This window comes from Burkholderia sp. WTPI3, assembly GCF_021483755.1.
GTDB lineage: Bacteria > Pseudomonadota > Gammaproteobacteria > Burkholderiales > Burkholderiaceae > Burkholderia.
The window spans coordinates 1-14,548 of the sequence record NZ_JAGIXF010000124.1 but is presented as its reverse complement, the minus strand read 5'-3'; the positions used below and the strand labels follow the sequence as shown (position 1 = coordinate 14,548).

The window sequence follows — 14,548 nt, the reverse complement described above, 5'->3', positions numbered from 1 at the left end:
TGGATCGAACGACGTCATCTCCCACCGCTGGTACGCGGTGAGGGTGCCGGCGCGCTCGCGCTTGGAATCAGACATACGCGTCTTCCGCCTTGCCGCCGATCACGACCTGGCCGCTTTCGGCGAGATTGCGCACGATCTGCAGGATGCGGCGCTGCTGCGTCTCGACTTCGGACACGCGCACCGGGCCGCGCGCGTCGAGATCCTCGGCGAGCAGTTCGGCCGCACGCTGCGACATGTTCGCGAGGAACTTCTGGCGCAGCGCGGGTGGCGCGCCCTTCAGTGCGACGATCAGCGTTTCCGATTCGACTTCCTTCAGCACCATCTGGATCGCGCGGTCCTCGAGGTCGAGCAGATTCTCGAACACGAACATCTGGTCGATGATCTTCTGCGCGAGATCGGCGTCGTACTGGCGCACGCTTTCGAGCACGCCTTCTTCATGGTTGCTCGTCATGAAGTTCAGGATCTCGGCCGCGGTGCGGATACCGCCCATCGGGCTGCGCTTGAGGTTGTCGCTGCCGGACAGCAGCCCGGTCAGCACGTCGTCGAGCTCGCGCAGCGCGGCCGGCTGGATGCCGTCGAGCGTCGCGATCCGCAGCATCACGTCGTTGCGCAGCCGGTCGGCGAAGCACGACGCGATCTCGGACGCCTGGTCGCGGTCGAGGTGCACGAGGATCGTCGCGATGATCTGCGGATGCTCGTTCTTGATCAGCTCGGCGACGGCGCCCGAGTCCATCCACTTCAGGCCCTCGATGCCGCTCGTGTCGCTGCCCTGCAGGATGCGGTCGATCAGCACGCCGGCCTTGTCTTCGCCGAGCGCCTTGGTCAGCACCGAGCGGATGTAGTCGCTCGAGTCGAGCGACAGCGCGGTGTGCCCCTCGGCTTCCTTCACGAAGTCCTGCAGCACGTCGTCGACCTGCTCGCGCGTGACGTTCTTCAGCGCGGCCATCGCGGCGCCGATCTTCTGGACCTCGCGCGGCGCGAGGAACCTGAATACCTGGGCGGCTTCTTCCTCGCCGATCGACATCAGCAGCAGCGCGCTCTTGGTCAAACCTTCAGCGTTCATCGGACACCCAATTCTTCACGACGGTGGCGACGATCTTCGGATCCCGGCGGGCGATCGTGCGCGCGTAGTCGAGGTTGCGTTCGTGGCGGTTCCTCTCGTTCTCGAAGCCGAGCTGCAGCGGATCGGCTTCGTCGGCGCCGAGCTGCGCGGGCAGGCCGTCGAGTGCGACCGGATCGTCCGGCGCCGCGAGCGCCGGCGCGACCGGCTGCGGCGGCGGGAACGCGCGGCGCATCGCCGGGCGTACGAACATGAAATAGAGCGCCACCGCGGCGACCGCGATGCCGAGCCACTTCGCGACTTCCTTCGCCATCGCGATCATGTCCGGCTGGCGCCACCACGGCAGGTCGGCGTACGGGTCGCTCGCGCTCGAGAACGCACTGTTGACGACGTTGACGGAGTCGCCGCGCTTCTCGTCGTAGCCCATCGCGTCCTTGACGAGCTGTTCGACCTGCGCGAGCTTCGCGGGCGGCAGCGGCTGCATCGTCACGTGGCCCTTCGCGTCGGCGACCGGCTGGTAGTTGACGACGACGGCGACCGACAGCCGCTTCACGTTGCCCATCGGCTGTTCCAGATGACGGATCGTCTTGTCGAGCTCGTAGTTGGTCGTCTGGTCCTTGCGGTCGCTGACCGGCGTCGTCTGCGGCCCGCTTTGGCCGTTGGCGGCGACGATCGGCGCTGAAGCCGGCTGCGGCGGCGTGTTCGACAGCGCGCCCGGCACGCCCGACGCGCCGCCCTGCGCGAGCTCGGTCGCACTGCTGGTCTGCTGGCTGCGGATCGCGGCCTGTTGCGGCGTGCCGTTCGGGCCGTAGCTTTCCGAGGTCTGTTCGATCTTCGAGAAATCGACGTCCGCGCTGACCTGCGAGCGCGCGTTGCCGGCGCCGAAGATCGGCGCGAGGATCGCGTCGATGCGCTTCTGCGTATTGCCCTCGACCTGCTGCACGTACTTGAGCTGGCTCGCGTCGAGGCCGGATGCCGATGCGGACTGCGTCAGCAGGTTGCCGTCCTGGTCGACGATCGTCACGTTCTTCGCGGGCATGTCGGGCACGCCGGACGACACCATCCGCGTGATCGCCTGCACCTGGCCGTCGTCGAGCACGCGGCCCGGGTAGAGGTCGACGAACACGGACGCGCTCGGCGCTTCCTTGTCGCGCACGAACACCGACGGCTTCGGGATCGCGAGATGCACGCGCGCGCCGCGCACCGCGTTGATCGACTCGATCGTGCGTTGCAGCTCGCCTTCGAGCGCGCGCTGGTAGTTCACCTGCTCGGCGAACTGGCTGATGCCGAATTTCTGGTTGTCCATCAGCTCGAAGCCGACCGAGCCGCCCTTGGGCAGCCCCATCGCGGCGAGCTTCAGGCGCGTTTCATGGACCTGGTTCGACGGCACGAGGATCGCGCCGCCGGCGTCGGCGAACTTGTACGGCACGTTGGCTTGCTGGAGCGCGGTGATGATCGCGCCGCCGTCGCGGTCCGACAGGTTGCTGTACAGCACGCGATAGTCGGGCGCGCGGCTCCACAGCACGAGCGCGGTGATCACGGCGACCGCGAACGCGACGGCGATCACGAACGGCAGCTTCGGGTTGCCTTTCATCCGCGAGATGCCCGGGATGCGTTCGGCGAAGCCGCCCAACCCGAAGTCCGCGCCAGCGCCGCCCGCCCCCGGCAGCGCGGCGGCCGCGGTGGCGCCTGGCACCGGGCTGGCGAGGCCTGCGCGGGCGTCGGGGTTGATCAGCGAATTGGCCTGCGAATCCATGCGACGAGTTTCTCCGGAGCGGGACGACTGAGCCGCTCGGACGAGCGGACGGACAATGACACGATGCGATTATCGTGATCCGGCGGGGCGTCCGATCGACCGAAAAGAGCGGGGTTTCCCCCGTACTTTCGCGGCTTTGGCGCGCGGTGCACTGCTATCCTTTTTCGCGATCCGGCATGGTGCGCGTCGTGCGGCGCCGGCGGATCGCCCGGTCACGCCGGGTCTCTTCTCTTAATTCTGGGGACAGCATGACTGCCAACGTCAGCGGAATCGGATCGGTGTTGCAACAGATGCAGGCGATGGCCGCGCAGGCGTCAGGCGGGGTCGCGAGCCCGACGGCCGCGCTCGCCGGCTCCGGCGCCGCGACCGCCGGCACGTTCGCGAGCGCGATGAAGGCATCGCTCGACAAGATCAGCGGCGACCAGCAGCACGCGCTGGGCGAGGCGCAGGCGTTCGAAGTCGGCGCGCCGAACGTGTCGCTGAACGACGTGATGGTCGACATGCAGAAGGCCAACATCGGCTTCCAGTTCGGGCTCCAGGTCCGCAACAAGCTCGTGAGCGCCTACAACGACATCATGCAGATGTCGGTGTGACGCGCGCCGGCCGGCCGCGTCGACGGGCCGGCGGCCCGTGCGCCTAAAGCTTTTCAATTTCCTTCCGATAACTGCGGAAGATGGCCGCGCCGTGCAATGCAGGGCGGCGGCCTCCGCATAGTCAACGCATCAAAAGGAGAAGCGCATGTTTTCCCCAGGACACGCTGGAGCCAGTGCGTACGCGCGTGTCGGCGTCGAGACGGGGGTGATGGGCGCGTCCCCGCACCGGCTGATCGCGATGCTGTACCAGGGCGCGCGGCAGGCCATCGCGCTCGCGCGCCTGCAGTTGCAGCAAGGCAATGTGCCGGCCCGCGGCGAAGCGATCGGCAAGGCGATCGGGATCGTCGAGAGCGGCCTGCAGGCTTCGCTGAACCGCGACGCGGGTGGCGAGATCGCCGAGCGTCTGGACGCGCTGTACGCGTATATCGGCCGGCGCCTGCTGCAGGCCAATGCGGACGCGAGCGACGCGATGCTGGTCGAGGTCGACGGGCTGCTTGCGACGCTCGAGGAAGCATGGACGGGCATCGCGCCGGAAGTCGCGCGCATGGCCGCGCAACAGGCAGCGGGCGCGGCGCGATGAATCGCAAGGCCGAGTATTTCGCGCGTTACGAGGCGCTCGCGGCCGTGTCGGGCCGGATGCTGTGCGCCGCGCGCGGCGCGGACTGGAGCGCGCTGCCGGAATTGCAGGCCGAATTCCTGCGACTCGTCGACGGGCTGAAGGAGGCCGATCCGGGCGTCACGCTCGACGAATCGGATCTCGGCCGCAAGCTCGGCCTGATCCGCCGCATCCTCGCCGACGACGCCGCGATCCGCGATCTCGCGAGCCCGGAAGTCGCGCGGCTGTCCGCGCTGTTCGAGGCGCGGCGCTCGACCAAGGTATTGACCGATCTCTACCGCGCACGCGGGTAGCGTTCGTTGGCCGCGGCCGCGGTTCCCGCGCGCCCGGATTCGCAACGAGGTGGCTGAGATGAGCAGGCTCCGATCATGACCGGTATCGACTCCGTTGCGGCCGCCCTGCTGGCGAGCCGCCTCGACAGCCTGCTGACCGGCACCGTGTCGGCGCCCGCCGGCGGCGGCGCGACCGCGCAGGTCGGCACGCCGGGTACCGGCGCCTCGTCGACGTCCGCGGCGAACGGCTCGCCTGCCGCGCCGCCGGCCTCCGCGCAAACCGCGCTGTCCGATGTCGCGCTCGTGCTCGATGCGATTTCGCGCGCGGGTGGCGCCGCGACCCCCGTGGTCGCCGGACGAACGCCGCTGCTGGCCGATCCTGCCGTGCTGCTGACCGATCCGGCAACGCCGCCGGCGTCCGGTGCAGCCGCGTCGGCTGCCACTTCTGCCGCGACCGCCGCGGCGCCGCCCGTCGCAGTGCTGCATGCCGCACTCGCGCAGGCCGTGAGCGAAAGCGGCCTCTTCTACGAATCCCATCTCGCGCAATGGCTGGCCGGCCAGCGTCCGCTCGCCGCGCTGCTGCGCGAACCGCAGGCGCGGCTTGCCTCGCTCGGGCAGGCTGTTGCGGACGGTGCGCAGCACGACGCGTCCGACGTGCTCGACGAACTGCTCGCGGCGCGCTCGCCGCTGCCGGCCGCGACCCGAAACGCCGCACAGCCGGGCGGCACGATGCCGAACGAACCCGCGCAGAACGCTGCCGCGGGCGCGCGGCAATACGCGGCGTCGGGCGCGGCCGGCATGGCCGCCGATCCGCTCGGCGAATATGCCGACTTGCGCTGGACGCCCGCGCGCGCCGAACTGGCCGCCGCGTCGTCCGGCCCGCAGGCGCAGACCGCGGCTTCCGTGCACCCGGACGCCGTGCCGATCGTCAGGCAGCAGCTCGATGCGCTCGCGACCGATCAATTCCGCTGGAGCGGCGAGGCATGGCCCGGCGCGCGCCTCGACTGGACGATCGAGCCCGACGAGCACGGCGGCCGCGCATCGCGTGGCGACGACGCGGGCGACGGCATCGCATGGCGCACGCGGCTGACGCTGACGTTGCCGTCGCTCGGCACCGTCGATGCGGAACTGGTGTTGAACGGCGCGCAACTCGTCGCGCGGCTACGCGCGAATTCGACCGGCGCGGACCGTCTCACGCGCAACGAGGCCGCGCTGCGGCAACGGTTCGAGGGATCTGGGCTGCAACTCGGCGGGCTGTCGATCCGCGCGGTCGACGACGAGCCGGACGATTTCGACCCGCTGATCGCACAGGCGGCGTCCGCCGCGTATGCGCGCAGCGCGGCCGCCGGCACGCCCGACCTCGACGACGACTTGCCGCGATGAGCATGACGTCCCGCAAGCGCGCAGCCGCGCTGGTCTACGATCCGAAAGGCGGCGATGCCGCCCCGCGCGTGGTCGCGAAGGGGTATGGGCTGCTGGCCGAGATGATCGTCGCGCGCGCGCACGATGCAGGGCTGTACGTGCATACGGCGCCGGAGATGGTGTCGCTGCTGATGCAGGTCGATCTCGACGACCGGATTCCGCCGCAGCTTTACCAGGCCGTCGCGGATCTGCTCGCGTGGCTGTATTCGCTCGATCGCGCCGAGGCCGGGCCCGAGGCCAGCCAGGGTGACGCCGCGCCACGCTTTCCGCTGCCGCCGCTACGCCGCTGAGCGCCCGGCGCGGCCCGATTTCTTGCGAAATGCTGTCTTCGTCTTTCGCAAGTATTTCGTTGCTATCTTTCTTCTATTTTTCGCGTTCTGCGTGAAAATTTCGCGCTTCATCGGTTATCGCCGGATTTTCCCGCCCGCGCGAGCGGCTCGGGCGGATTGAGTGCCGCCGCAGTTTATGTAATGATATCCATTCTCATTTTCATGTTGCCCGGGCGGTGCGCGATTTCCGTGCGCCGCCCGTTGCTTTGGACGAATGGAAGCTTTCGCGTGAACGCGCCCGAAACGATCGCCCCGCCGCAGGCGGGCATTACCGTGCTGCATCCCGCCGCACGCCCGCTGACCGACGACGAACTGGCCGCCCGCCGCCAGCGTTCGCGCCGGGCGACCTTCATCAAATGGCTGCGCAAGGTGCACGGCTGGGTTGGGCTATGGGGCGCGGTGCTCGGGCTGCTATTCGGCGTGACGGGCGTGCTGCTCAATCATCGCGCGCCGCCGATGAAGATCTCGACCGGCGAGCCGCAGGTCGAGCAGATGCAGATCGCGTTGCCGGACCCGGTGCCGAAGTCGCCCGCCGCGATGACGAAGTGGTTGCAGCACGAACTGCGCTTCGACGGCCGCCCGGGGCGGGTGCGCAAGGAGCCGGCGCAGCCGGTCGCGTGGGGCGACAAGCGCGTGATGCAGCCGGAGCGCTGGCAGATGGGCCTGTTCGGGCCGCACCAGAACCTGCAGGCCGAATACTGGGTCGGTAACGGCTATGTGTCGGTGAAGCGCACCGGCAACACGTTCCTGACGACGCTGAACAACCTGCATCGCGGCGTCGGGATGAGCCTCGGCTGGGTGCTGCTGATGGACACGATCGCGGGGTCGCTGATCCTGTTGTCGCTGACGGGCGTGTTGCTGTGGACGGAGCTGAACAAGCGTCGCACGGTGGGCGTCGTGCTGGTGGCCGGTTCGGTCGCCGCGGCACTCGCCGCGGGCCTCGCCTGATTCGTTCGCGGGATGAGTCGCGCCGGTTTACTGCCGGCGCGTAGCGTGCGTCCGGCGCGGCGGCAAGCCGGCGCCGGCCGACCTCAGAGGCCGCAGGTTGCGCCGTTGTTGGCCGCGATCTCGCGCGCGGCTTTCGCGCCCTCGACCTGCAGGATCGTCGGCAGCGATACGTTGTTCTTCGCGGCCGTCACCTCGGCGAGGATCGAGATCGCGATTTCCGGCGGCGTGCGGCTGCCGATGTAGATGCCGGCCGGCCCGTGCAGCCGCGCGAGTTCCACGTCGTTCAGGTCGAATTCGAGCAGCCGCTCGCGCCGCGCCGCGTTGTTGCGCCGCGAGCCGAGCGCGCCGACGTAGAACGCGGGCGTCTTCAGCGCCTCCATCAGCGCGAGATCGTCGAGTTTCGGGTCGTGCGTGAGCGCGATCACGGCCGAACGCGCATCCAGCTTCATGTCGAGCACCGTATCGTCGGGCATCGTATGCACGACCCGCGTGCCGGGCACGTCCCATGCGTCGGTGTATTCCTCGCGCGGATCGCATACCGTCACCTGGTAGTCGAGCCCGACCGCGATCTGGCATAGATAGCGCGACAACTGTCCCGCGCCGATCACGAGCATCCGGTAGCGCGGCCCGTGGATCGTCACGAGCCGCTCGCCGTCGAACGCGAGGCCGTCGGCCGCCTGCGCGGGCGACAGCGATGCGCGGCCGGTCGCGAGCGTCATCGTGCGCGTGACGAGGCGGCCGGCTTCGACTTCCGCACAGAGCGCGGCGATCCCGCTGTCGCGCGTGAGCGGCTCGAGCACGAGCTGGATCGTGCCGCCGCACGGCAGCCCGAAGCGGTGCGCCTCTTCGGCCGTCACGCCATATTTGACGGCTTCCGGGCGCGCATCGGCCGCGATTCCGCTCGCATGCACGCGGGCGATCAGGTCATCCTCGATGCACCCGCCGGACACGGAACCGACCACGAGCCCGTCCTCGCGCACCGCGAGCATCGCGCCCTCGGGGCGCGGCGACGAACCCCACGTCTTCACGACCGTCACGAGCAGCACGCGGCGTCCTTCGTCGAGCCAGCGCGCGCTCGACTTCAACACGTCGAGATCCACACTTTCCATCGTCGTTACCTCATTGATTGGCCGCATTATGAACCGCCTGCCGCGGCCCTGCTTGCCGGGCGCCGGGGAGCGGGCGGCGGCGGTTCGGACGGCGGGTCCGGCCGGCGCGGGCGGGTAGTGCGCTGCGCCGAAAAAGCAAACGGCGCGCCCGCGAGGCGGGTGCGCCGTGTCGAGCGGGAGCGGGGCGACGCAGCGTGCGTCGCCGCCGGGCGTCAGTCCGCGTGACCGCGGGCGAGCTTCGAGTTGTGTCGCGAATACAGGAAGTAGATCACGAGTCCGATCACGAGCCAGATGCCGAACGCGGCCCATGTGACGGGCTGCAGGTTCAGCATCAGGAACAGGCACGAGCCGACCGCGAGGATCGGCACCACCGGCACGCCCGGGCAGCGGAACGCGCGCGGCAGGTCCGGATGCGTGCGGCGCAGCACGAGCACCGCGATCGACACCATCGAGAACGCGGCGAGCGTGCCGATGTTGATCAGCTCGGCGAGCACGTTGAGCGGCACGAGCGCGGCGATCAGGCCGAAGAACAGGCCCACGAGCCAGGTCGTCAGGAACGGCGTCGCGTAGCGCGGATGCACGCGCGACAGCGTCGCCGGCAGCAGCCCGTCGCGCGACATCGCGAAGATGATCCGCGTCTGGCCGTAGCTCATCACGAGGATCACGGTCAGCATGCCGAGCACCGCACCGAGATCGATGAAGCCCGCGACCCACTTCTCGCCGGCGATCTGCAGCGCATACGAGATCGGGTGCGACACGTTCGCGTACTGGGCCGACGGCACGATGCCGGTCGCGATTGCGGCAACCGTCACGTACAGCACCGCGCACACCGCGAGCGACGCGATGATGCCGATCGGCAGGTCGCGTTTCGGATTCTTCACCTCTTCAGCGGCCGACGACACCGCATCGAAGCCGATGAACGCGAAGAACATCACGGCCGCCGCGCCGAACACGCCGTTCCAGCCGTGCGGCATGAACGGCTTCCAGTTCGCGGGCGTCACGTGGAACACGCCTACCGCGATCACGAGCAGCACCACCGACACCTTGATGAACACCATGATGTTGTTGATGCGGGTCGACTCGCGGATGCCGATCGACAGCAGCGTCGTGATCACCAGCATCACGAGGAACGCGGGCAGGTTGAACCACGTGACGACGCCGGGCACGGCGCCGGGGGCGGCGGTCAGCACGGTCGGCAGCGTGAGCCCGAAGCCCTGCAGCAGCGACTGCAGGTAGCCCGACCAGCCGACCGACACGGCCGATGCCGCGAGGCCGTACTCGAGCATCAGGTCCCAGCCGATGATCCATGCGACGAGCTCGCCGAGCGTGGCGTACGAATACGTGTAGATCGAGCCCGCGACGGGGATCGTCGAGGCGAACTCGGCGTACGACAGCGCCGCGAGCCCGCACGCGATCGCGGCGATCACGAACGACAGCATCAGCGCGGGGCCGGCCTGCACGGCGCCCGTGCCGGTCAGCACGAAGATGCCGGTGCCGATGATCGCGCCGATGCCGAGGAAGGTCAGGTCGATCGCGCCGAGCGCTTTCTTGAGCCCGGCGCCGTGCGCGCCGGCGATCATGCGATCGACGTTTTTCTTGCGAAAGAGGGACATTGCGATGGATCGATCGCCAGCGCGCGCGAGCGCGGGACGCTGACTGAGTGAAAACCCGGAATTTTAGCCGATTTGGCGCGAAAGACTCGCTGCGGCGCAGCGGCGCGGCATGGAATCGTCAGATAAAACAAGCGCTTGCGCGCAACGCGCGGCGGCCGGGGCCGGCGCGATGCGGTTCCGGCGGCGAGGCGCGCGATACCGGGGCGTGCGGTTCGGCGAATCAGGCGCCCGACGCGGGCGCCATGTCGACGAGATGGTTGCTCATCACGTAGAACGTGAGTTCCGCGTTGTTCGACAGCCGCATCTTCTCGAGCAGTCGCGACCGGTACACGCTGACCGTCTTCACCGACAGCGACAGCGTGTTCGCGATGTCGGTGAGCCGCTTGCCCGACGCCAGCATGCAGAGCGTCTGGTATTCGCGGTCGGACAGCTTCTCGTGCGGCAGCGGCTCGTTCTCGAACGATACGTATTCGGCGAGCGCCTCGGCCATCGCCGGGCTCACGTACTTGCGGCCCGCGGCGACCTGCTGGATCGCGCCGATCATCTGCGCGGCGTTCACCGTCTTCGACAGGTAGCCGGCTGCGCCGGCCTTCAGCGCGCGCACCGCGTACTGATCCTCGCGGTACATCGAGAACATCAGCACCGGCGTGCCCGGCAGCTTGCGCTTGATGCGCTTGAGCACCTCGATGCCGTTCGTGTCGGGCAGCGAGATGTCGAGCAGGATCACGTCGAACGTCTGCCGATCGACGGCGGCCATCGCGTCGCTGCCGTTTTCGGCCTCGATCACCTCGCGCGCGACGCCGCGGTCGATCAACAGGTGGCGGATGCCTTGCCGGACGATCGCATGATCGTCCACGAGCAGGATGTTCAGGCTCATGACGACCTCACGAACGCGACGCGTGGCGTGCCGCGGCGGGCACCGCGAACAGCGATTCCCATGCAAAGCGCGCGGCGACGCGCGCGCCGCGGCCGGATGCCGGCGCGCCCGCTTCGAAGCTGCCGCAGAACGCTTCGCAGCGTGCGCGGATGCCGGCGAGGCCGTGGCCGGCACGGCGGCCGCGGGCGAAACCGGTCCCATCGTCGGTCACGATCAGCGCCAGATACGTGCCGCTCGTCTCGATCCTCACATCGACGGACGTGGCGCGCGCGTGCCTCGCGACGTTCGACAGCGCTTCCTGCGCGACGCGGAAGATCGCGAGCGCGCTGGCGCCGGCGAGTTGCGTGAGCCGTGCATCGGCCGAGCACACGAAGCTCGTGCGCAGGCCGGTGCGTGCCGCGTGGCTGTCGACCCAGGCCGACAACGCGCCGACGAGCCCGCCGTCGAGCGCGGGCGTGCCGCGTTCGTCGATCAGCCGGCGATTCGCATCGGTCGCGGAGTCGAGCGCGCGCTGCGCAAGCTCGAGCGCGCGCAGGCAGCCTTCCGGCGCATCGGCCGGTAGCCACGTGTGAATGTTGGCGAGCGCGAAACGCGCAGCGGTGAGTTCGGCGCCGAGGCCGTCGTGCAATTCGCCGGCCAGATGGCGGCGGGCCGCTTCGTCGGCGTTCATGAGTTGTGCGGACAGCGCCGCGATGCGTGCGTCGCACGCATCGTGTTCGGGCAGGGCGTCGGCCATGGGCACAGTCGCGGCGCAACCATGCGCGAGCTGCCGCGACGGCAACGGGGCGTGGGCGCCCGGGGGCGCGTTGAGCGACGTATCCATGACTCTCCCTGTTGTCGGAAAGCGGTTCAGGCACCGGCCGGCTGCGCGGGTCGGCTGCCGTTTCGATGACGGCGCCGCCGGAGAATCGCCCTGTGTCCAGGTAACAAAAGTTACATTTCGTAACGTTTGATTCCGACCCTTGGATGGTCGTTCCGGTAGCAACCGCGCGGGCCGAATAATATCTCAAAAATTAGGAAAAAGTCATGTCGGGCGGACATTTAAGGGTAAATGTGAATAATCGGAATGAAGGTCGTGTAGGAAAAAAACCGACATGAAAGCGCGTGCCTGCGCGTATCCAAATGTAACTATTTGAGATGGAATGATCCCGGTTTGTTACGAATTCGCCAAGCAGGGACGAAAAAAAACCGGAGCTTTCGCTCCGGTTCTTGATGCGGCACAAATTCGGGGGGCGATCAGTCCACGAATGCACGCTCGATCACGTAGTGGCCCGGCGCGCTGTTCTTGCCTTCGACCAGGCCGGCCTGCTTCAGCAGATCGGTCGTGTCCTTCAGCATCGCGGTGCTGCCGCACAGCATCACGCGATCGTTTTCCGGCGAGAACGGCGGCACGTCGAGATCGGTGAACAGCTTGCCCGTCGCGATCAGGTCGGTGATCCGGCCCTCGTTGTCGAACGCCTCGCGCGTGACCGTCGGGTAGTAGACGAGCTTTTCCTTGATGATGTCGCCGAGGTACTCGTGGCCCGGCAGGTCGTGCTTGATGTAGTCCATGTACGCCAGTTCGCCCTTCAGGCGGCAAGTGTGCGTCAGGATCACCTTGTCGAAGCGTTCGTAGATGTCCGGGTCGCGGATGATCGACATGAACGGCGCGAGGCCCGTGCCGGTCGACAGCATCCACAGCGTCTTGCCGGGCAGCAGGTTGTCTGCGACGAGCGTGCCGGTCGGCTTCTTGCCGATCAGCACCGCGTCGCCCACCTTCAGGTGCTGCAGGCGCGACGTCAGCGGGCCGTTCTGGACCTTGATGCTGAAGAATTCGAGATGCTCTTCGTAGTTCGGGCTGACGATCGAGTAGGCGCGCGCGAGCGGCTTGCCGTCGACCTCGAGGCCGACCATCGTGAATTCGCCGTTGTTGAAGCGCAGGCTCGGCTCACGGGTGCAGGTGAAGCTGAAAAGCGTGTCGGTCCAGTGATGGACGGATTGGACGGTGGCGGTGTCGTATTTGCTCATGGCTTTGAAAACGGACGCGCGTAGCGAACGCGTGTAACGGGCCCAAGAACGGGCAAAAAAACCGAGTGCGTCGGCCCGATCGTGGATCGGCCGGCCGGCGCGTCGGACACGCGCCTTCTCGATGACAGACGTTTGAGGAACCCCTTATTTTACCCTGCTTGGGGCGGATGCGGGCTTGACCCCCGCGGCTGCGCGGATTTGGCGCAACGAATTATTTCAATAACCTTTCATTGATCGGCTGCGAGCTTCGCGCCGAGGCCGACGAGCGCGGCGCCGCACAGCGCGTCGAGCGGGCGTCGCACGCGCCGGTAGCCGCGCTGCGCGCGGGGGCTCGCGAACAGGAGCGCGACGCACGAATACCAGCCCGCCGACAGCACGCCGATGGTCACCAGCACCGCGCCGTTGAACCACAGCGGCACGTGCGCGGGCAGCATCGCCGCGAACACGCTGGTCCAGAACGCGCACGATTTCGGGTTGGTCAGGCAGGTGAACAGACCGCTGCGATACGCGCGCAGGTAGTCCCCCGCATGCGGCGCGGCCAGCGGCGTGCCGTCGTCCGGCGTGTCGGCCGGCGCCGGATCGCGGCGCACGCCCGAGCGCAGCAGCTTGAAGCCGAAATACACGAGATACACGGCGCCGCCGATCCGGGTCGTCTCGTACAGCCATTCGACCTGGTGCAGCACGGCCGCGAGGCCGAGCATCGCGAGCGTTGCCCACGCAACCGATGCGGTGCCGACACCGAGCGCCGATGCGGCGCCCAGGCTGCGCCGCCCGGCGAGCGACAGCTGCGAGATCATGAAGAAGTTCGGGCCGGGCGTGATCGCCGCGACGAGATAGACGACGGCGATTTGCAGCAGGATCGGCAGGCAGGTCATGGCGGCGTGGTGGCGAGGCCGGAAGACGGCAAGCCGCTACTGTAGCGCGCGCTGTGCGCTATTGCGGATCGAGGCGCAGGCGCGCGATATACGGCAGGTGATCCGACAGCCACGCGGTTTCGCCGGACGGCGCCTGCCATTCGAGCGGCGTCAGCCCGCGCACGAACATCTTGTCGAGCGCGAGCGCCGGCGAGAACGCGGGGAAGGTGCGGCCCGACTGGCCGAGCAGCGTCGCGACCTCGGACATCCCGATCTCGCCGAACAGCGCGACCGAATCGTTGCGCCAGTCGTTGAAGTCGCCGGCGAGCACGAGCGGGCCGTCGCCTGCGTTGCGCACGATCCAGTGTGCGATCCAGTGCATCTGGCGCAGTCGCGCCGCGCGCGTGAGCGCGAGGTGCGCGCACAGCAGCGTGACGGGCCGTGAGCCGGCGAGCGTCGCGCGCGCGACCAGCAGTCCGCGTCGCTCGAAGCGGTGCGCGGAGATGTCCCAGCGGCCGCCGAGGTCGAGCGGGTGCGGCGACAGGATCGCATTGCCGTGCCGCCACGACGGCTTGAACACATTCGGACCCAGTGCGATCTTCCAGTCGAGCGCATGCGCGATCTCGGTGGCCTGGCAGTGCCACACGTCGTCGACCGCGTCGTCCATCGGCGAGCCGAAGCCGGGCGCGAGCACCGGGCGCGGCATGCGGCGCGCCATCGCTTCCTGCAGAAAATACACGTCGGCGTGCGTCGACTGCATCCAGTTGCGCATCGCGTTCCACGCGGTGAAGCCGAGCGGCGAGCGGCCCTTGTGCAGGTTCCAGCTCACCGCGGTGATTTCGTCGGGCGCGCTGTGCGGTTCGGCGAACGGCAGGGACAAGGCGTCGGCGGACATGGCGCTCAGTCCTTCGCGACGTGCGCACGCACGCGGTAGACGAGGTGCGGATGTTGCTCGACGAGTGTCCAGTCGGTCCACGCATCGCTGCCGACCGCGAGGCCCGGATGGCTCGCGACGATCTGCCGCGGCGACACGGGCAGGCACGGATCGCTGCGCGTCGCGGTTTCGTCGTCGAGCGTCTCCTGCACGTCGAG

The 14,548-nt window shown here is 68.3% G+C and carries 15 protein-coding genes and 1 pseudogene; 6 read left to right on the top strand and 10 right to left on the bottom strand.

Going from position 1 to position 14,548, the window contains the following annotated elements:
* Positions 1–67: 67 nt before the first annotated feature.
* Positions 68–1,063, bottom strand: a complete 996-nt coding sequence (fliG, locus tag J7024_RS33895) for a flagellar motor switch protein FliG (protein ID WP_124828151.1) — start codon at positions 1,061–1,063, stop codon at positions 68–70.
* Positions 1,053–2,816, bottom strand: a complete 1,764-nt coding sequence (gene fliF, locus J7024_RS33890) for a flagellar basal-body MS-ring/collar protein FliF (RefSeq protein ID WP_124828150.1) — start codon at positions 2,814–2,816, stop codon at positions 1,053–1,055. The genes fliG and fliF overlap by 11 nt, the downstream gene beginning before the upstream one ends.
* A gap of 248 nt (positions 2,817–3,064) precedes the next feature.
* Here fliF and fliE point away from each other — a divergent pair, with 248 nt between their 5' ends.
* The 6 genes from fliE to J7024_RS33860 all read left to right on the top strand — a co-directional run bounded on the left by fliE (position 3,065) and on the right by J7024_RS33860 (position 6,996).
* A complete protein-coding gene (gene fliE / locus J7024_RS33885) occupies positions 3,065–3,409 on the top strand; it encodes a flagellar hook-basal body complex protein FliE (protein WP_096508364.1) in 345 nt (114 codons plus the stop codon).
* Between the two features lie 145 nt (positions 3,410–3,554).
* Complete coding sequence (gene fliS, locus J7024_RS33880) at positions 3,555–3,989, top strand: flagellar export chaperone FliS (RefSeq protein ID WP_124828149.1); 435 nt, start codon at positions 3,555–3,557, stop codon at positions 3,987–3,989.
* A complete protein-coding gene (locus tag J7024_RS33875; protein WP_124828148.1) occupies positions 3,986–4,318 on the top strand; it encodes a flagellar protein FliT in 333 nt (110 codons plus the stop codon). The genes fliS and J7024_RS33875 overlap by 4 nt, the downstream gene beginning before the upstream one ends.
* Before the next feature lie 75 nt (positions 4,319–4,393).
* Positions 4,394–5,680 (top strand): flagellar hook-length control protein FliK, encoded by a 1,287-nt coding sequence (locus tag J7024_RS33870; RefSeq protein WP_124828147.1) that lies wholly within the window; start codon positions 4,394–4,396, stop codon positions 5,678–5,680.
* Positions 5,677–6,009 carry an EscU/YscU/HrcU family type III secretion system export apparatus switch protein gene (locus J7024_RS33865; protein ID WP_124828146.1) on the top strand — a complete coding sequence of 111 codons (333 nt, stop codon included), beginning with the start codon at positions 5,677–5,679 and terminating at the stop codon, positions 6,007–6,009. The genes J7024_RS33870 and J7024_RS33865 overlap by 4 nt, the downstream gene beginning before the upstream one ends.
* A 267-nt stretch (positions 6,010–6,276) precedes the next feature.
* Entirely contained in the window at positions 6,277–6,996 is a 720-nt protein-coding gene (locus tag J7024_RS33860) for a PepSY-associated TM helix domain-containing protein (protein WP_175751043.1), read from the top strand.
* Positions 6,997–7,079: 83 nt separating this feature from the next.
* Here J7024_RS33860 and J7024_RS33855 read toward each other — a convergent pair whose 3' ends face one another.
* The 8 genes and pseudogenes from J7024_RS33855 to J7024_RS33820 form a co-directional block, all read right to left on the bottom strand.
* Complete coding sequence (locus tag J7024_RS33855; protein ID WP_124828144.1) at positions 7,080–8,105, bottom strand: XdhC family protein; 1,026 nt, start codon at positions 8,103–8,105, stop codon at positions 7,080–7,082.
* Between the two features lie 212 nt (positions 8,106–8,317).
* On the bottom strand, positions 8,318–9,718 hold the full coding sequence (locus tag J7024_RS33850) for an amino acid permease (RefSeq protein ID WP_124828143.1): 1,401 nt from the start codon (positions 9,716–9,718) through the stop codon (positions 8,318–8,320).
* Positions 9,719–9,938: 220 nt separating this feature from the next.
* Entirely contained in the window at positions 9,939–10,595 is a 657-nt protein-coding gene (gene rqpR / locus J7024_RS33845) for a response regulator transcription factor RqpR (protein WP_124828142.1), read from the bottom strand.
* 7 nt (positions 10,596–10,602) lie between these two features.
* Entirely contained in the window at positions 10,603–11,418 is an 816-nt protein-coding gene (gene rqpS / locus J7024_RS33840) for a quorum system sensor histidine kinase RqpS (protein ID WP_124828141.1), read from the bottom strand.
* A 413-nt stretch (positions 11,419–11,831) separates the two neighbouring features.
* On the bottom strand, positions 11,832–12,602 hold the full coding sequence (locus J7024_RS33835; RefSeq protein WP_124828140.1) for a ferredoxin--NADP reductase: 771 nt from the start codon (positions 12,600–12,602) through the stop codon (positions 11,832–11,834).
* A 227-nt stretch (positions 12,603–12,829) separates the two neighbouring features.
* Positions 12,830–13,477 carry a LysE family translocator gene (locus tag J7024_RS33830; protein ID WP_124828139.1) on the bottom strand — a complete coding sequence of 216 codons (648 nt, stop codon included), beginning with the start codon at positions 13,475–13,477 and terminating at the stop codon, positions 12,830–12,832.
* A gap of 58 nt (positions 13,478–13,535) precedes the next feature.
* Positions 13,536–14,351 carry an endonuclease/exonuclease/phosphatase family protein gene (locus J7024_RS33825; RefSeq protein ID WP_124828138.1) on the bottom strand — a complete coding sequence of 272 codons (816 nt, stop codon included), beginning with the start codon at positions 14,349–14,351 and terminating at the stop codon, positions 13,536–13,538.
* Between the two features lie 5 nt (positions 14,352–14,356).
* Positions 14,357–14,548 (bottom strand): annotated as a pseudogene (locus tag J7024_RS33820) (hypothetical protein); the annotation flags it as partial.